Genomic DNA, 18,145 nt, shown 5'->3' with positions numbered 1-18,145 from the left:
CTGAAGACCTGTAGGAGCGTGGCTTGCCCGCGAAGCTTTTAGCGGTCTCACGGGCCTCTTCGCGGGCAAGCCACGCTCCTACAGTTTTGTGTCGTACGTTTAGGCGCGTTCGGCGAGAAACCGTAGCCCCCACTTAAGGTTTGCGATAAGCGTTGACGATCGCCGAGAAATCCAACCCCCCTTCCCCACGCAAACTCATCGCCTGGTAAAGCTGCTGCGCCACCGCGCCCAGCACCACCGGCTGATGCGCCTGACGCGCCGCTTCCGTCGCCAGCCCCAGATCCTTCAACATCAACTCGGCCCCGAAACCACCGGTATAGCCACGCGACGCCGGCGCCGTATCGACGATCCCCGGCCAGGGGTTATAAGTCTCCGAACTCCAGCAACGTCCGGTGGAACTGTTGATCACCCCGGCCAGCACCTGGGTGTCGATCCCCAGCGCCGCGCCAAGGGCCATGGCTTCGCTGACCCCGACCATGGAAATGCCCAGCAGCAGGTTGTTGCAGATCTTGGCGATCTGCCCGGTGCCCACTTCGCCGCAATGGACGATATTGCGGCCCATCTGCGCCAGCACCGGCTGCAGGGTGGTGAACAGCTCCTGGGAAGCCCCGACCATAAAGGTCAGGGTCCCGGCCGCCGCACCGCCGGTCCCGCCGGACACCGGCGCATCGCCCATCGCCACGCCCTGCCTGGCCGCCGCCGCCGCGACATCCTTGGCGGTCTGCGGATCGATGGTGCTGCAATCCACCGCCGGCACGCCCCGACCGATACCAGCCAGCACACCGTCCTCGCCCAACCAGACGCTACGCACATGGGCAGCGGCCGGCAGCATGGTGATCACCAATTCGCTGCCCTGAGCGGCAACTTTCGGCGATTCGCTGATGGTCCCGCCGAGGGCCGCCAACTCTTCCAGCACAGTCTTGTTCAGGTCGAACAGATTCAGGCTGTGCCCGGCCTTGATCAGGTTGCGCGCCATCGGCGCGCCCATATTGCCCAGGCCGATAAATGCAATCTTCATGGCAGATTCCTCGCTCAGCGCAGATTGATGGTGGTGTTCACACCATGGTTGACACTGTCATCGTCGAACCAGCGACTGGTGACCGTCTTGGTCTGAGTGTAGAACTGCACCACCTGCTTGCCGTACGGACCGAGGTCACCGAGCTTGGAACCGCGCGAACCGGTGAAGCTGAAGAAGGGTACCGGCACCGGAATCGGGATATTGATACCGACCTGGCCGACGTCGATTTCGCTCTGGAACTTGCGCGCCGAGGCGCCGCTCTGGGTAAACAGGCCAGTGCCATTGCCGAACGGGTTGGCGTTGACCAGGGCGATCGCCTCGTCGAGGGTGTCGACTTCCAGCACCACCAGCACCGGGCCGAAGATTTCCTGGGTGTAGATCTGCATATCGGTGGTCACCCCGGAGAACAGGGTCGGGCCGACAAAGTTGCCCTGCTCGAAGCCCGGCACCTGGATATCGCGACCGTCCAGCTCCAGCTTGGCGCCTTCCTTGATACCGCTTTCGATCAGGCTCAGCACACGCTCTTTCGCGCGCTTGGAAATCAGCGGACCGACATCGGTGCCCGCCTCGCTGCCGGCATTGACCTTGAGTTTCAGGGCCAGGGCCTTGAGGTCCGGCAGCCATTGTTTCGCCGCGCCCACCAGCACCACCACCGAAGTCGCCATGCAGCGCTGGCCGGCCGCGCCGAAACCGGCACCGACCAGGGCGTTGAGGGTCTGTTCACGGTTGGCATCGGGCAGCACCACCGCGTGGTTCTTCGCCCCCATCATCGACTGCACGCGCTTGCCATGACGGCCGGCGAGGTCGTAGACATGGGTGCCGACGGCAGTCGAACCGACGAAGGAAACAGCCTTGATGTCCTTGTGGGTGCACAGCGCATCCACCACTTCCTTGCCGCCATGCACCACGTTGAGCACGCCTGGCGGTACACCGGCTTCCAACGCCAGCTCCACCAGCAGCAGCGTCGACAGCGGGTCCTGCTCGGACGGCTTGAGGACGAAGGTGTTGCCGCAGGCAATCGCCATCGGGAACATCCACAGCGGAATCATCGCCGGGAAGTTGAAGGGGGTGATCCCGGCACAGACACCGATGGGCTGGCGCAGGGTGTAGGTATCGACACCACCGGCGACGTTCTCGGCGAACTCACCCATCTGCAGGGTGCCGATGGAGCAGGCGTGTTCCACCACTTCCAGGCCGCGGAAGATATCGCCTTCGGCGTCGGCAATGGTCTTGCCCTGCTCGGCGCTGAGGACCACGGCGATGCGCTTGGAGTGTTCGCGGATCAGCGCTTGCAGCTTGAGCATGATGCGCATGCGCGCGCCGATGGGGGTCAGCTTCCAGGTCTGGAAGGCGCGGTGCGCGGCGTCGATGGCGGCGTTGACTTCAGCGGCGGTGGCGAACGGGACTTTGGCCAGTACTTCCTGGGTGGCCGGGTTGACGATGTCGTGCCATTCACTGGTCTGGGATTCGACCCACTCGCCATTGATCAGCAGCTTGGCGGTCTTGAGGGTGGTGTCGGACTTGAGAGAAACGTTCATTGAAGTCTCCTGAATTATTGTGGGGCCGAATCCGAGGCGGGCGAGGCAGCGCCCGAGCATGGTGACTGGACTGTTTTTGGAGTATAGATGTGCGTTCTTCTAATAAGAATGCACATAAAAACCGGACCAACATGCAAAAAAACATCACGTCTTTGGGTTCATTGAACTGGGACGACCTGAAGTTTTTCCTCGAGGTCGCCCGTACCCGCAAAGCCAGCAGCGCGGCCAAGCGCCTGTCGGTGGACTACACCACGGTGTCGCGCCGCATCAGCTCACTGGAGGGTGCGCTAGGCACCTTGCTCTTCGAAAAATCCCGGACCAACGGTTTTGTGCTGACCGCTGAAGGCCAGCGTTTGCTGGGCTATGCGGAGTCCATCGAAAGCACCTTGCACATGGCTTGCGAGCAGGTCTCGGGGTCTGGCGTGGCGCTGTCGGGGCATGTGCGGATGGGCTGCACGGAAGGGTTCGGCAGCTTTTTCATCACCCCGCAGTTGAGCCATTTCGTCGATGCGTACCCGGCGATTTCCGTCGATATCCTACCGTTGCCGCACTTCATCAGTTTGTCCAAGCGCGAGGCGGATATCGTTATTGCGCTGGAACGGCCGGAGCATGGGCCGTATGTGTGCTGCAAGTTATGTGATTACCGCTTGCAGCTGTATGCGACCCAGGAATATCTGGACCAGCATCCGCCGATCCGTCGTGCCAGTGATTTGGGGCGGCATCGGTTTGTCAGCTATGTGGATGATCTGGCGTTCAGCAATGAGCTGCTGTACCTGGCCAATGCCCTGCCGAATGCCACGGCCAATTTGCGCAGCACCAGCGTGATCGCCCAGTTCGTCGCGGCGCAACAGGGTCGGGCGCTGGCGATCCTGCCGTGTTTCCTCGCGGCCCAGGACCCGAGGTTGCTGCCGGTGCTGGCGGATGAGGTGAATATCACCCGGCAGTTCTGGATGTACTGCCGGGAGGACCTGCGCAAGCTGAAGCGCATTACCTTGTTGTGGGATTACATTCGGGATGTGACGGAACGCAATCAGGCGCTGTTGATGGGAGAAACGCGGAGCATGGTTTTCCACGATTGAGACCGGGTGCGATCCCTTGTGGGAGCTGGCTTGCCGGCGATGGCGTCATTGCGGGCGACTCAAGCCTCCAGGGCCCCATCGCAGGCAAGCGCAATTCGGCACTGCGGAAGAAGTCTTCACTCAGCTCGGGGATTTCGCTGGTGTCGATATCCTGGTCGTTCAGCTTGGCCAGGTGCTCCCAGTCAGTTTTCGATGTTTTCGACAGAGTATCTGGCCTCCTGCTTGGGAGATTTTCGGGCACACCAGATGCTCGGCAAGACCGGGCGCGGTCCCTTGTAGGAGCAGGGCTTGCCCGCGAAGGGGCCCTCAAGATCGCTAAAAGCTTCGCGGGCAAGCCACGCTCCTACAGGTTTGTGTGGTGTTTTCAGATCCGCGTTTTTCCGATCAGGCCTGCAAGGCGCTTGGCTGCCGATCCGTGAATCGCCCCTGCATTGCATCCAGCGCATCGCAGCCATCCTGCAATAACAGATAGGCCGCTGAGGCGAAGTGCTGGAGATCGCGATCACAGGTATTGCCGATGCTCATGCAGGTCAGGCTGTGGCTCAGGTCGCGAGCCGCCTTCAGGCGCTGTATGGCAAATTCGTAGAGGTTGCGCACCGGGACATCAATCTTGAGGTAGAGCACCGGGGCGTCAGTGAGGTTGCTTTGTAGCGGGTGGAAATTGGTCATGGTGTCACTCCGTAATAGTCATAGAGTCACCAACATCTGCGGCTAAACAAACGAGGGTGGCAGCTGTACGCGGGTTAGCCGACCGGGGACTATTACGAAACCCGGCACACCCGCAGGTGTCCCACGCACAGCCGCCATGGCAAAAAACCAGGCAGCAAAAAGCGCCGACATCATAGGGCGCTTCTGCGTTTCGTAACAGTTTCGATCGGCTAAGACCGGTCACCGATTCGTCGATGACCACCGAACTATAGTCCAGCGCCCCGCCGAATAGCTGCCGCTTTTACACCCTGAAATACGTGCCAGTACCGCTGCCAGCAATGGCATTTTCACTCTCTGCGACAGGGCATTCAGCGTTGAACACCTCGCTTCAGACACCCGCCAACTTCAACCGCCGCGCATGCTCGACAAATAACCGGATCGGCTCCGCGCCCTTGCCCACCAACCCGAACGACTGGTTGACGATATCGAGGTGATCCAGCGGATAGTCATCGCCGATCACCGTTCCCAAATGCGAGCTGTTACGGCCGACCATGCCATCGCACTGCCCGGCCTCGCGCACGAAGGTTTTGGCAAACAGCCGGCAACTGCGGTTGGTGCCATCGAACAGATTGCGCCCGCGATCCGTGATCCCGGGCTGCAAGATCCCGGACCAGGAGTAGTAACGCACGCCATTCACCAGTTCATCGCCCTGCCCGCCCCAGCTCTGCGGCAACCCTTGCGGGTATTGCAGATTGAACAGCGCAACCCCTTCGCTGGTCAGCGACTGGTGTGACGCCGGCAGGTCCATCGGCAGCCTCAGCCCGTAATGGCCCGTGTCCAGCCATCCCATCACCCGCGCCACCATACAAAGCACCAGGCTGAGCAGACGAGCCGGCAGCCCCTCACGTGGGTAATGCTTGTCAAAATAGTCCGCTAATTCCGAGCCATGGTTAGGACCTGCGACCGAGGTCACCGAGGCCACCCACTCCGGCCGTTTCGCCGCCGCATAACGGGCGGTCAATGCGCCCTGGCTATGGCCGATCAGATTGACCTTGTCGGCCCCGGTGTCGCGGCGGATCTGCTCGATCCGCGCCAACAATTGCTCGCCACGCACCTCGCTGGAATGCAGCGGCGAGACCGCCACCGGAAATACCTGCGCGCCACCACGGCGCAAGGCCGGCACAATCCCGTACCAATAGGGAAAAAACACCAGCCGGACAAAACCGAGCATGCCCGGCACCAGCACCAGCGGATAACGTGTGGCAAGTTCTTGCGGCATCCCGTGAGCGTCCCTGAAGGTCAAAAGCCAAAGCCCGGCAGCACTGCGAAGGTCAAAGCATCGGCATTGAAGATGACAAATGCATTGTGGCGAGCCGGCCAGCCGGTATCACGCCACGCTTTCAGCCCTTCACCGTCTTCGGTGCCTTGCCCGCACGCATCTGTTCCAACAACGGCGCGCACTGGTTCGGTACATCGCCGCTGGGCGCCACCAACGCCAGCAGCCCCGCCGCCGGCCCGGCAATCAAGCCCAGGGCGACCATGCCGGCGCCGCGCAACATCAACGGCACCGCCTGCACGCCGGCATCAGGCTTGATAAATTTGCCTCGCACATACAAAGGCGAGCGCAAGGACAACAAGCGGAAGCCCTTGGATTCCGGCGTGACCTTCAAGTCCAACTGCTCGTTGGCAAAGTTGGCCGTGCCATCGATATAGATGATTGCGTTCTCGGTATCGAAGACAAACAGCCGGGTGGTCGCCAGGCCGCTCTTGATCCCCAGGTCCGCCGCCGCGCAATTGATCTTCACTTCCTTGTCGCCAAAGATTTTCCCGACCACGTAGTTGCCCACGTTGAGCCCGGCGATCTCCATCAACCCACGGCTGATAGCGCCATCGTTGACCAGCATCTTCAGGTCGCCATTGGAGGTGCCGAGCAACTTCGCCACCGAGTTGCCGGTGCCGGCGATATCCGCATCGCCATTGAGTTCACCGAAGCTGGTCTGCATCGGCTCGAAGGTGGGGAACAGTTGCTTGAGCTTGAAGTTGCGCGCCGTCAGCTTGGCCCGGCCCTGCATCGGCGTGGTGCGGCCGTTGAGGCGGATCTGTGCGTCGAGCTTGCCACCGGCCACGCCGAAACGCAGGGGCTCCAGGCTGAGCTCGCCGTCGGTGAGCACCAGATGGGTATAGAGGTCGGTAAACGGTAATTCGCTGCTATGGACGATGCGCTTGCCAGTGAATTCCACATCGGCGTCCATGTCGCGCCAGCGCTCGGTGCGGAACTCTTCCACCGGCAGCACCCTGTCCGCCGGCTGTTTGCTTTCACCGCCACGGGCCTTCTGCTTGGCGTTGGAGTCGGCGCCGATCAACGGCGCCAGGTCGGTCATCAGCAGTTGATTGGAGACCAGGGTGCCACTGAGTTTGGGCCGCGGCTGGCTCGCCAGATAAGTGAGGTCGCCGTGGATATCGCTGGTGCCGATCTTGCCGTTGAATTTCTCGTAGGTGAACGCGGCCCCGGCGGGATCCCGTAGTTTGGCGATCAGATGACCGTCGGTCTCATACGCCGGCGAATCCGGCAGGGTGACGCCGGTCAACGGGTAGAGGTTGCCCAGGCTGGTGCCCGACAGCGTCAGGCGCAGGTCGAGGGCGCCGAGATTGCGTGGGTCGGTCAGGGTCCCGGCGACGGCGATCCGGGTGTCAGCGATCTTCACGTCAGCCTGGACCGGGAACGGTTTGGCCGCGTCCTGCAAGGCCAGCAAGCCGCCGATCTTGCCGCTGCCGGCGAGGTTCTGGCCGTGGTACTGGCCTTTGACCTTCAACGCAAAGGCATAGTCCTGGGGGGCAGCGCCTTTCTCCAGAGCCTTTTTCGCGGCTTTGTCACCGACGATATCGCCGAACGGAATCGACTTGCCCAACGGATCGATCACCAGGTCAAGGTGCGCTTTCAGGCTCTGGTCGTCGAGGGTGACATGGCCCTTGTCAAAGCCGATGGCACCGATATCCACCACCCAGCTGGACGGTTCGGCATTCGGGTCCTTGGGATCGAACTGGAAGGTCCAACTGGCCCGGCCATCAGACAGGCGTTCAAGGCTGGCATTGGGCTCGGTCAGGTCGATACGTGGGATCACCACCTGCTGCGCCAGCAGCGGCAACGGCGAGAGACGCAGTTCGACGCGCTTGAGGGTGACCATCTGCGGGCTCTTCGACCAGTCGGGATTGCCCAGGGTCAGGTCCTCGGCGATCAGATGCGGCCAAGGCACCCAGGCCCGCCAGCCGCCCTCGTCGGCTTCACGCTGCCAGCGCAGGGACAAATCACCATTGATGGCGAAGGGCCGATGGAGGATGGCCGAGACCTTGGCATTGATCGGCGGTTTGACCCGGTTCCAATCGAACAAGGCGATGACGGCGACCAGCACGGCCAGCAGTAGGACAAGGCTGGCGCCGGTCCAGGCAAGAATCTTTCGAGTGCGCGTCATTGCACGGGGCTCCTAGAACGACTGAGCGTCCAAAAATCGACGCATTATGCCTGTACGACCCACAAACGCCCGACAAGGTTTAACGCCAAAAACCATTAATCGACCCGGGCTGGGAACCAACGGTCCTGACCCATCCGCCAGCTTTTCGTTCACTGCATGCCCCCATGTGGCGCGGCAGTGAGTCGAAAATACCCATTGCGGGGCAAAGGTAACGCGCTGTAAGCCTTGATCTAGAGGGGTTTGGGTAGAACCATCAATTCCGTTGATTATTAACATTGTGCTTATGAACTTTTATATCGATTTTGCAAGAGTAGCATTAGCTCCGTACCCACTTTATCGCCCTCCTACGGAGCAACCGATCATGAAACGCCAATTAATCCTCAGCCTCACCCTTGCCGTCCTGGCTGCCAATGCCTACGCGTTGCCAGCCCGTGAACAAGCTGCACCACAGGCTCAAGCCAGCCATGCGACTGTTAGCCAAGTGCTGAATACCTTGGCTGCCGACGGTTCCAGCAAGACCGCTATCGGCGAACGGAATGGCGACACTGTCAGCGAGAACGGCTCTGACCACACTCCTCTGGGCCAAGCCCTGGCTGCCGACGGTTCCAGCAAGACCGCTATCGGCGAGCGGAATGGCGACACTGTCAGCGAGAACGGCTCTGACCACACCCCTCTGGGCCAAGCCCTGGCCGCCGACGGCTCCAGCAAGACCGCTATCGGCGAACGGAATGGCGACACTGTCAGCGAGAACGGCTCTGACCACACTCCTCTGGGCCAAGCCCTGGCCGAGAACGGCTCCAGCAAGACCTCCATTGGTGAGAACGACAAATTCGCCGAAGGTGGCCGTGCTCGCCTGGAAGAGAAAGGCCTGGTCCAAGACGGCGGTGACCGTGTGATCGAACGCAACAGCAGCCTGAGTTAAGGCCTTGCTGGCCTGGAACAAAGCCCGGTCTCCTGGACCGGGCTTTGATATTTCAGGGCCCTGAATATTCGAAATCCCGCGATTGCCCCCCTCTCTTGGTTCGACGCCGGCAAAGCTGATTTGCTAGAGTGCGCCGCTCTCTTCATCCAGAAAATACCCTTGCGATGCTGCCCCGCGCCGAACAGAAACAACAGACTCGACACGCGCTCATGGACGCTGCCCGGCACCTGATGGAATCCGGCCGTGGCTTCGGCAGCCTGAGCCTGCGGGAAGTGGCGAAGACCGCCGGCATCGTGCCCACCGGTTTCTACCGACACTTCGACGACATGGACCAGCTCGGCCTGGCCCTGGTCCGCGAAGTCGGCCAGACCTTCCGCGAAACCATCCGGCTGGTGCGCCATAACGAGTTCGTCATGGGCGGCATCATCGATGCGTCGGTGCGGATTTTTCTCGATGTGGTGGCGGCCAATCGCTCGCAGTTCCTGTTTCTCGCCCGTGAGCAATACGGTGGTTCGCAGCCGGTGCGCCAGGCCATCGGGGCGTTGCGGGAAAATATCAGCACGGACCTGGCGACCGACCTGGGCCTGATGCCCAAGCTCGACCACCTGGACCCCGCCGGGTTGGCGGTCATGGCCGACCTGATCGTCAAGAGTGTGTTCGCCACCCTGCCGGATATCATCGACCCACCGTCCGATCCCTTGCCGGAACATCTGACGCCCCAGGCCAAGATCACCCAGCAACTGCGCTTCATCTTTATCGGATTGAAGCATTGGCAGGGTCTGGGCAGTACCGAGTAACCGGAACGGGTGCCCTGCACCCGGATCGCCGGCAAGCCCCTACAGTTCGACACGACAAGATCTTGGCGTTGAAACGCAGACCTGTGGGAGCCGGTGTGCCGGCGATGAGGCCCGCCAGGCACCACAAAAGCGCACTTACATCACTTGCGCACCATCTTGAAACATTCTGAAACATGACTACGCTCCCTTTTCAGGCATCCAGCGCTTTCTGACGGGACTTTCCTACGCGGCGAACGATTGGCAAGCCCCTTGCTCTAGCTCAACCATCGCTCATTGCCGGAAGCCTCCTGATGTTGGTGATTCATCGCAGAATCGAAGCGCAATCCACCTGGGCCGCCGAGCTGCACCTGAACTTCGAAGCCCGCAGCAAAAGTCGCCTGCGCTGTTTCAGTGCCGAGGGTGAGGACGTAGGACTATTCCTTGAACGTGGCCAGCCACCGCTGTACGACGGTGAATACCTGGAAGCCGAGGACGGCCGCATCGTGCGGGTCTGCGCACGCCCCGAACAACTGCTGCACGTCACCTGCCGCAATGCCTTCGAACTGACCCGCGCCGCCTATCACCTGGGCAACCGTCATGTCGCCCTGCAAGTCGGCGACGGCTGGCTCAGGCTGCTCGACGACTACGTGCTCAAGGCCATGCTCGAACAACTTGGCGCCCATACCGAAACCCTCGAAGCGCCGTTCCAGCCGGAACACGGTGCCTACGGCGGCGGCCATCACCACTCCCGCCACGGCGACGAAGACTTCAACTACCCGCCGCGCCTGCACCAGTTCGGTGTGCGCCCATGAACCCGGCCTGGGCGCTGTTGCGCCTGGCCAGCCCGCAATTGCCCATCGGCGGCTACAGCTATTCCCAAGGCCTGGAAATGGCCGTGGAACAGGCCCGGGTCAAGGACGCAAGCGGCGCCCGGCGCTGGATCGCCGATCAATTGCTGCTCAACCTGGCCCGCTTCGAAGCGCCGCTGCTGCTTGCCCATTGCCAGACAGCGGCGGACGAAAACTGGGGCGAGTTGCAACAGCTCTGCGAAGAACACCGCGCCAGCCGTGAAACCCGCGAGCTGTATCAGGAAAGCCGGCAGATGGGTTATTCCCTGCAGCAGTTGCTCAGCGGCCTGCCGGAACTGGATGACACCGCCCGAACCTTCCTCGCACAGCAAAGCGAACCGCATCTGGCCCTGGGCTGGGCGCTGGCCGCCCGTGCCTGGCAGATCAGTCCCCAGGACGCCTTGGCCGCCTGGCTCTGGAGCTGGCTGGAAAACCAGCTGGCCGTGCTGATGAAAACCCTGCCCCTGGGCCAGCAAGCCGCCCAGCGCCTGACCAGCGAGTTGCTGCCCCTGCTGCAACAGGCCCAGCAAGCCGCCACGGCCCAGGACCTTCAATCCATCGGCAGCGCCGCCTTCGGCCTGTCCCTGGCGTGCATGGCCCATGAGCGCCAGTACAGCCGCCTGTTTCGTTCCTAGGAGAACATGATGAACGCACAACCTCTGCGTGTCGGTATCGGCGGCCCGGTGGGCTCCGGCAAGACCGCCCTGACCCTGGCCCTGTGCCTGGCCCTGCGCGATCGCTACAACCTGGCGGTGGTCACCAACGATATCTACACCCGCGAAGATGCCGACTTCCTGGTGCGCAACGAGGCCCTGGCCCCGGAGCGGATCATCGGCGTGGAAACCGGTGGCTGCCCGCACACCGCGATTCGCGAAGATGCCTCGATCAACCTCGAAGCCGTCGACCAGTTGAACCGTCGCTTCCCGGGGTTGGACCTGATCCTGGTGGAGTCCGGCGGCGACAACCTCTCGGCGACCTTCAGCCCGGAACTCTCCGACCTGACGATCTACGTGATCGACGTCTCGGCCGGCGACAAGCTGCCGCGCAAGGGCGGGCCGGGAATCTGCAAGTCCGACCTGCTGGTGATCAACAAGATCGACCTGGCACCGCTGGTGGGCGCGTCCCTGGAGATGATGGACAGCGACACGCGGCGCATGCGCGGTGACAAGCCGTTTGTCTTCAGCAACCAGAAAACCGGACATGGCCTGGACGCCATCGTCGCCTTTATCGAACGCCAGGGCCTGCTGACAGCAGCCTGATGCCTGGCCAACCGCTACTTCAACAATACGGAGCCCGACCATGACCTTGAAAAAAATCCTCGGTACCCTCGCCCTGCTGCTTATGCCGGCCATCGCCTTTGCCCATCCCGGCCACGGCGACAGCGGCTGGATGGCGGGTGTCAGCCATCCGGTCAGCGGCATCGATCATTTGCTGGCGATGGTGGCCGTCGGTTTATGGGCGGCGCAGCAAAAAGGCAGCGCGCGCTGGGCGTTGCCCTGCACCTTTGTCGGAACCATGCTGCTCGGCGGGGTACTGGGTTTCGAAGGGCTGGCGCTGCCGGCACTGGAAAGCGGGATTGCCGCGTCGGTATTGGCCCTGGGCCTGGCGGTGGCATTGGCGGTACGGCCGCCGTTGAGCCTGGCGCTGGCGGCGACGGCGCTGTTTGCCTTGTTCCACGGTGTGGCCCACGGTCTTGAACTGCCAGAGATGTCGAGCCCGTGGACCTATGCGGCCGGTTTTGTGGTCGCGACCGCGACTTTGCATGCACTGGGTTATGCCGTGGTGCGGGTGTTGCCGCAAGCCGCGGCACCGTTGGTGCGGGTGGCCGGTGTTGCGTCGGCGGCGACCGGGGTCTGGTTGCTCGCGGGCTGAGTCTTGTAGCGCCAGGACGGGCCTATTCGCGGGCAAGCCCTGCTCCTACAGTTTTGCGTCGAACCTCAATGGGGTGATCGACATAAACCCTGTAGGAGCAGGGCTTGCCCGCGAAGAGGCACGCATGATCAGCAAAAATGTCTCAGGCAGACCCCATTGCGCTATTCCTACGTTCTGCTCACCACAACCACAGCATCGTCCGCTACCGCCTGTTAACATGTCGCGCAACCGCCCTTGCCCTGACGACGCCAGCCGATGCCCGATGTTTCCAGCTCCGCCTCCACGCCTGAATTGAGTGCACTGTTCAACACCGTGCAAGACCACTTCCGCCAGGTCATCGTGCCGCTGTGGCAAGGCCCCGGCTGGAACGCCGAGATGGCGCTGCCCTACGAGGCGCTGGACGCCGACCATCGGCCGTTGCCCGCGCAACGCTATCGCGCCATGGCCTGCGCCCGTCAGTTGTATCTGTTTTCCAGCCTGATCGGCGACGCCGCTTTCCCCGCCGCCAGCGAACGCGCCAGCGCGCTGTTCCGTTCGTTGCAACGGCATTTCCACGATGCCGAGTACGGCGGCTGGTTCTACAGCGTCGACCCCCACGGCAAGCCGCTGGACACCAGCAAGGATCTCTACACCCACGCCTTTATTCTCTTCGCCTGCGCCCATTACTGGGCCAAGGTCCGCGAGCCGCTGGTGGAGTCGGTGCTCAACGCCGCCCTGGAAGTGATCGCCGTGCGTTTCGCCAATGGCGACGGCCTGTATGAAGCGAGTTTGGATCGTGACTGGTCGCCCCTGGGCAGCGGGCCGTTGCAGAACCCGTTGATGCACCTGGCCGAAGCTTTTCTGGCAACCCTGTCGGTACGTGAAGACGCCACCACCCAGGGCGCACTGCTGGCCCTGGCCACCGGCATGCAGCAACGCTTTATCGACCGCCACCACGGCGTGATGCTGGAGAAACCGCTGGGGGCTGTGGATAACTGGTTCGAACCGGGCCATCAGTTCGAATGGCTGTTCCTGCTGGAATCATCGCCCTTGCTGCGCGGCACCGCGCTGCATGGCTCGCTGGAGCGGGCGTTCGCCTTTGCCGAGCAATCGGGGGTCGATCCGCAAAGCGGCGCGGTCAGCGGCATGCTGGGCATCGACGGCAGCCTGCGCGACGGCACCCAACGGATCTGGGCCCAGGCCGAATACCTGCGGGCGCTGACGTTGCGTGTGGATAACTCGGCGCGCCTACAGCACCAGCTGGCGGCCTTGCAGCAGCACTTCCTGCACCCGGGCGGCTGGCACGAGTGCCTGGACGCCAAGGGCGAGGTCAGCCGGAAGGATATGCCGTCGACCACCCCTTATCACCTGGCGACCTGCCTGAGTGGCCTGGCCGAGTATTTCGGCTGAGCCAAGCACAAGCAGGCACTTGAAGACATTGCGGGAGCGGTGCTTGTCGGATCGCCGCACCGCCGCGAAGCTTTTAGCGGCCTCAAGGGCCTCTTCGCGAGCAAGCTCTGCTCCCACAGGGGACAGTGCCTGGCCTTGGCTGCAAGGCATCAGGCCAAACCCGCTCGCCACAATAAGCTAACGTTCTCAGCCTTTGTTCCGCTCAATGGCAAACCCGCTCCAGGTCTGGCTCACCGGCATCAGCTCGAGGCTGTTGATATTGACGTGGGCCGGAGTGTTGAGCACCCAGAAGATCGTATCGGCGATGTCCTGCGGCTGGATCGGCTCGGCACCGGCATAGGTCGCGTCGTAGCGCGCCTGGTCACCGGCAAAACGCACCAGCGAGAACTCGCTCTCGCACAACCCCGGCTCGATATTGGTCACCCGTACACCCGTGCCCTGCAAATCGCAGCGCAGGTTCAGGGAGAACTGTTTGACGAACGCCTTGCTCGCGCCATAGACATGGCTGCCCGGGTACGGGTAGTTGCCGGCAATCGACCCCAGGTTGATGATCCCCGCCCCACGGCCATAGGCGATCAGGTGCGGCAGCAGCAGACGGGTGCTGTACATCAAGCCCTTGATGTTGGTATCGACCATGGTGTCCCAGTCGTCGAGGTCGCACTTGGGCGCCGGATCGACCCCCAGGGCCAGGCCCGCGTTATTGATCAGACCGCGCAGTTTGGCGAAGCTCGGCGGCAGGTTGGCAATGGCTTCTTCCATGGCCTTGCGGTCGCGCACATCCAGCACCAGGCCATGCACTTCGGTCTGCTTCGACAACTCGGCGCACAAGGCATTCAAGCGCTCCTCACGACGACCGGTGAGCACCAGCTTCCAGCCGGCCTCGGCAAAACGACGGGCACAGGCCTCGCCAAAACCGGAAGTCGCGCCCGTGATAAACAACGTGGATGTCATGGAGTTCTCCTTGCTCGGCCCGCGGGCCGCCAGATATGAATACGGTCGTTGCGCAGCATGCCTCAACGCCGGCCACTGAAGAAATGGAATCTTGAAAACAACGCAACTGTACAAAAAACACCCAATCACAGCAAAGCCACGCAAACCGTGGCCTGGCGCCTGCTGTACGCACCTTATCCACAGCCCCGTCCACAGTATCCGGGGGCAACTCGAAAACCCGCCGATCCGCTGTACACAAGGCCTCCAGCGGTATTTCAAAAGTTTTTCCCTTGACCCCGGAACAGCCGTTGTGTAGCCACCGGCGAAAAATCCCCTGGGGACGATTTCACGCCAGTGGCTCCAGGCCAGTAATTACGCCACCCGGGGGCATGTTTCCAGAGTTTGCCCACAGAGTTATCCACAGGCTGTGCAGGCGGCTTGTCGGGCGCAAGGCGTGACAATGTACCTGTTGACAAAACGTCCCGGCGCTTTGCAAAAGACCACTGATCAAAAAACAACCAGAGCGCTGCAAGCCACGGTTTCAAAGGCTCTCAGCCAGCTACTCCCACGTTACCCACAGCCACCTCCACAGCAAACGGGGACAAGTCAAATTGATGACAAAACAATCATTTGCAGCGGTTTCATGTCGCACTTTGGCAGGTTGCCCAGATTGTTTTCCACAATTTCGGATCCAGGCTGTGGACAGACAAAAAAACGCCCCGGATCCGAAGATCACGGGGCGTTTCAGGGTCGCACAAACCTGTAGGGCTCTAATGCCCGCCCAGGTAGGCGTTGCGCACTTCCTCGTTGACCAGCAGCTCCTTGCCGGTGCCACTGAGGCGAATCTCGCCGTTGACCATCACATAGGCCCGGTCCGACAAGCGCAGGGCGTGGTTGGCGTTCTGCTCCACCAGGAAGATGGTCATGCCCGAGGCCGCCAGCTCGCGCAGGGTGGCGAAGATCTGCTTCACCACGATCGGCGCCAGGCCCAGGCTCGGCTCGTCCAGCAATAGCAGCTTGGGCCGGCTCATCAGCGCCCGGGCAATCGCCAGCATCTGCTGCTCGCCGCCGGACATGGTCATGGCCCGCTGGTTACGCCGCTCCTTGAGCCGTGGAAACAACTCGAACATGCGCTGCATGTCCTCGTCGACGAACTTGTCGCCAATGGGGATGGTGCCCATCTGCAGGTTCTCTTCCACGGTCATGTCCGGGAACACCCGGCGGCCTTCCGGCGACTGGGCGATACCGTTGGAGGCGATGTAGTGGGACGACTTGTGGGTAATGTCGACGCCCCGGTAGATGATCTCCCCGGCGGCGGCTCGCGGCTGGCCGAAGATCGACATCAGCAGCGTCGACTTGCCCGCGCCGTTGGAGCCGATCAGGCTGACGGTTTCGCCTTCGTTGATGTGCAACGAGACCTTCTTCAGGGCCTGGATCGGCCCGTAGAACACTTCCAGGTTCTTCAGTTCGAGGATAGGTTGACTCATACCAGTTCCTCTTCATCGGCGCCCAGGTAGGCGGCAATCACTTTCGGGTCGTTGCGGATGGCTTCCGGACCGCCCTCGGCAATCACGTTGCCGTGGTCCAGTACCACGATGTGGTCGGAAATACTCATGACCATGCCCATGTCGTGCTCGATCAGCACCACGGTCAGGTCATGCTCGTCGCGCAGCAGCCGGATCATCGCGCTCAGCGCTTCGGTTTCCTGGGGGTTGAGGCCCGCCGCCGGTTCGTCGAGGCAAATGATCCGCGGCCGCGTGCACATGGCCCGGGCGATTTCCAGGCGGCGTTGCTGGCCGTAGGACAACTCGCCGGCCAGGCGGTTGGCGCAGTCCACCAGGTCGACCACTTCCAGCCAGTAGAACGCGGTGTCCAGGGCGTCGCTTTCAGCCTTGCGGTAGCCCTTGGTATTGAGGATGCCGGAGAGCATGTTGCGGTTGACCCACATGTGCTGGGCCACCAGCAGGTTCTCCAGCACCGACATTTCCTTGAACAGGCGAATGTTCTGGAAGGTCCGGGCCAGGCCCGCACGGTTCACCAGGTGGGTGCCGCCGAACATCTTGTAGTAGAGCCGGCTGAAGAAGGTTTTCGGCGAAGCGAAATCCCCCAGGCGAAAGGATTCACCCAGCAGCTGGATCACGTTGGTGCGCTTGTCGCGCACATTCAGTTCGATCTTGCCGCCAGTGGCCTTGTAGAAGCCGGTCAGGCAGTTGAACACCGTGGTCTTGCCCGCGCCGTTGGGGCCGATCAGGGCGAAGATCGAGTTGCGTTTGACTTGCAGGCTGACGTCGCTGAGGGCCTTGATCCCCCCGAAGTGCATCATCAGCTTTTCGACTTTCAGAACGATGTCATTACTCATTGGCCAGTCCCTCCCACCAGGACGCCCTTGCGTGGGGTCACCCCGGTGCGGCTGATGCGGATCAGGCCACGTGGCCGCCAGATCATCATCAACACCATCAATACGCCGAACAGCAATACACGGTACTCGGCGAAACTACGCAGCAGCTCCGGCGCCACGGTCAGTACAAACGCCGCGATCACCACACCGATGGTCGAGCCCATGCCGCCCAACACCACGATGGCGAGGATCAGCGCGGACTCGAAGAAGGTGAAGGAAGTCGGGTTGACGAAACCCTGGTAGGTGGCGAAGAACACCCCCGCCAGACCGGCGGTGGAAGCCCCCAGGGTGAACGCCGAGAGTTTCACCAGCACGTGGTTCAAGCCCATGGCGCGGCAGGCGATCTCGTCTTCACGCAAGGCTTCCCAGGCGCGGCCCACCGGCATGCGGGTCAGGCGATGCTTGATGTAGAGCACGGCCAGTACCACCAGGAACAACACGGTGTAGATGAAATAGAACTTCACGTCCGGGTTGTAGGCGATGCCGAAGAACTCATGGAAGGGAATCCCGCCCTCCTTCGCGCGCTTGCCGAACTCCAGGCCGAAGAAGGTCGGCAGCGGCGCCGGCATCCCGTTCGGACCGCCGGTCAGCGACAGCCAGTTGTTGAGGATCAGGCGGATGATCTCGCCGAAACCCAGGGTCACGATGGCCAGGTAGTCACCGTGCAGGCGCAGGACCGGGAAGCCGAGGATGCACCCCGCCAGCGCGGCGGTGATGGCGGCCAGCGGCAGGACGGTCCAGAACCCCAGCCCGAGGTATTGATAACCCAGCGCCAGGCCGTAGGCACCGATGGCGTAGAACGCCACGTAGCCCAGGTCGAGCAGGCCGGCGAGGCCCACCACGATGTTCAGGCCCAGGCCGAGCAGGACATAGATCAGACCGAGGATCACCACACCCAGCAGGTAGGAGTTGGCGAAGACCGGAAAGATCACCGCGATCGCGATCATGATCGGGATGATCCAGCGCAGGCGCGACTTGTAGTCCGGCGCCAGCACATGCACACCGGAACCGGTGCTCTCGAAGCCTTCGAGAATCCGCAGGCCCTTGGGTGTCTGCAGGAACAGGCTGAGGGCAAAACGGCCGAGCATCACAATCGCCACCAGCCAGGCGACGCGGGTCGGTTGCAGGTTGAAGCTGTAGCCCTCCAGGACGACCCCGACGATGGGGCCGAAGACAATCAGTGCGACCAGGCCGGCGAGAATGGCGTCAACCAGGCTTTTTTTGATATCGAGCGATTTTTGAGTGGTTGAGGACATT

At 62.0% G+C, this 18,145-nt stretch carries 17 protein-coding genes and 1 pseudogene; 8 read left to right on the top strand and 10 right to left on the bottom strand.

The features are described from left to right. Positions 1-133 precede the first annotated feature (133 nt). A complete protein-coding gene (gene mmsB / locus M5C71_RS13525) occupies positions 134-1,018 on the bottom strand; it encodes a 3-hydroxyisobutyrate dehydrogenase (protein WP_177098590.1) in 885 nt (294 codons plus the stop codon). Between the two features lie 14 nt (positions 1,019-1,032). Next, positions 1,033-2,556, bottom strand: a complete 1,524-nt coding sequence (locus tag M5C71_RS13520; protein WP_248768023.1) for a CoA-acylating methylmalonate-semialdehyde dehydrogenase — start codon at positions 2,554-2,556, stop codon at positions 1,033-1,035. A gap of 131 nt (positions 2,557-2,687) precedes the next feature. On the opposite strand from M5C71_RS13520, the gene M5C71_RS13515 reads away from it, so the two are divergent. Next, positions 2,688-3,635, top strand: coding sequence for a LysR family transcriptional regulator (locus tag M5C71_RS13515; protein ID WP_248768022.1), 948 nt, complete (start codon positions 2,688-2,690; stop codon positions 3,633-3,635). An 82-nt stretch (positions 3,636-3,717) separates the two neighbouring features. Here M5C71_RS13515 and M5C71_RS13510 read toward each other — a convergent pair. From M5C71_RS13510 to M5C71_RS13495, 4 genes and pseudogenes are all read right to left on the bottom strand, one after another. Next, positions 3,718-3,840 (bottom strand): annotated as a pseudogene (locus tag M5C71_RS13510) (3-oxoacyl-ACP synthase); the annotation flags it as partial. A 179-nt stretch (positions 3,841-4,019) separates the two neighbouring features. Further along, on the bottom strand, positions 4,020-4,304 hold the full coding sequence (locus tag M5C71_RS13505; RefSeq protein ID WP_152737667.1) for a hypothetical protein: 285 nt from the start codon (positions 4,302-4,304) through the stop codon (positions 4,020-4,022). Between the two features lie 367 nt (positions 4,305-4,671). Beyond that, positions 4,672-5,562, bottom strand: a complete 891-nt coding sequence (locus M5C71_RS13500) for a triacylglycerol lipase (protein ID WP_248768021.1) — start codon at positions 5,560-5,562, stop codon at positions 4,672-4,674. Positions 5,563-5,683: 121 nt separating this feature from the next. Continuing rightward, positions 5,684-7,753 (bottom strand): AsmA family protein, encoded by a 2,070-nt coding sequence (locus M5C71_RS13495; RefSeq protein WP_248768020.1) that lies wholly within the window; start codon positions 7,751-7,753, stop codon positions 5,684-5,686. A gap of 361 nt (positions 7,754-8,114) precedes the next feature. On the opposite strand from M5C71_RS13495, the gene M5C71_RS13490 reads away from it, so the two are divergent. From M5C71_RS13490 to M5C71_RS13460, 7 genes are all read left to right on the top strand, one after another. Next, positions 8,115-8,675 carry a hypothetical protein gene (locus tag M5C71_RS13490; protein ID WP_248768019.1) on the top strand — a complete coding sequence of 187 codons (561 nt, stop codon included), beginning with the start codon at positions 8,115-8,117 and terminating at the stop codon, positions 8,673-8,675. Between the two features lie 164 nt (positions 8,676-8,839). Further along, on the top strand, positions 8,840-9,472 hold the full coding sequence (locus M5C71_RS13485; protein ID WP_103495681.1) for a TetR family transcriptional regulator: 633 nt from the start codon (positions 8,840-8,842) through the stop codon (positions 9,470-9,472). Positions 9,473-9,762: 290 nt separating this feature from the next. Beyond that, positions 9,763-10,263 carry an urease accessory protein UreE gene (gene ureE, locus M5C71_RS13480; protein ID WP_100939670.1) on the top strand — a complete coding sequence of 167 codons (501 nt, stop codon included), beginning with the start codon at positions 9,763-9,765 and terminating at the stop codon, positions 10,261-10,263. Beyond that, positions 10,260-10,934 (top strand): urease accessory UreF family protein, encoded by a 675-nt coding sequence (locus tag M5C71_RS13475; RefSeq protein ID WP_248768018.1) that lies wholly within the window; start codon positions 10,260-10,262, stop codon positions 10,932-10,934. Before ureE ends, M5C71_RS13475 begins: the two co-directional genes overlap by 4 nt. A 9-nt stretch (positions 10,935-10,943) precedes the next feature. Continuing rightward, positions 10,944-11,558, top strand: coding sequence for an urease accessory protein UreG (gene ureG, locus M5C71_RS13470; RefSeq protein WP_103495679.1), 615 nt, complete (start codon positions 10,944-10,946; stop codon positions 11,556-11,558). 40 nt (positions 11,559-11,598) lie between these two features. Next, positions 11,599-12,171: a HupE/UreJ family protein gene (locus tag M5C71_RS13465; protein ID WP_103495678.1), complete on the top strand. Its 573-nt coding sequence runs from the start codon at positions 11,599-11,601 to the stop codon at positions 12,169-12,171. A gap of 255 nt (positions 12,172-12,426) precedes the next feature. Continuing rightward, positions 12,427-13,560 (top strand): AGE family epimerase/isomerase, encoded by a 1,134-nt coding sequence (locus M5C71_RS13460; protein ID WP_103495677.1) that lies wholly within the window; start codon positions 12,427-12,429, stop codon positions 13,558-13,560. A 186-nt stretch (positions 13,561-13,746) separates the two neighbouring features. Here M5C71_RS13460 and M5C71_RS13455 read toward each other — a convergent pair whose 3' ends face one another. From M5C71_RS13455 to livM, 4 genes are all read right to left on the bottom strand, one after another. After that, entirely contained in the window at positions 13,747-14,511 is a 765-nt protein-coding gene (locus M5C71_RS13455; RefSeq protein WP_103495676.1) for an SDR family oxidoreductase, read from the bottom strand. Between the two features lie 749 nt (positions 14,512-15,260). Beyond that, positions 15,261-15,977: an ABC transporter ATP-binding protein gene (locus tag M5C71_RS13450; RefSeq protein ID WP_100939676.1), complete on the bottom strand. Its 717-nt coding sequence runs from the start codon at positions 15,975-15,977 to the stop codon at positions 15,261-15,263. After that, a complete protein-coding gene (locus M5C71_RS13445; RefSeq protein WP_103495675.1) occupies positions 15,974-16,849 on the bottom strand; it encodes an ATP-binding cassette domain-containing protein in 876 nt (291 codons plus the stop codon). The genes M5C71_RS13450 and M5C71_RS13445 overlap by 4 nt, the downstream gene beginning before the upstream one ends. After that, positions 16,846-18,144, bottom strand: a complete 1,299-nt coding sequence (gene livM / locus M5C71_RS13440) for a high-affinity branched-chain amino acid ABC transporter permease LivM (protein WP_103495674.1) — start codon at positions 18,142-18,144, stop codon at positions 16,846-16,848. The genes M5C71_RS13445 and livM overlap by 4 nt, the downstream gene beginning before the upstream one ends. Position 18,145: the final 1 nt, after the last annotated feature.

Origin of the sequence: Pseudomonas sp. MWU12-2345, assembly GCF_023242385.1 — a bacterium.
Classification (GTDB): domain Bacteria; phylum Pseudomonadota; class Gammaproteobacteria; order Pseudomonadales; family Pseudomonadaceae; genus Aquipseudomonas; species Aquipseudomonas gingeri_D.
This window is presented reverse-complemented; position numbering and strand designations above follow the sequence as displayed.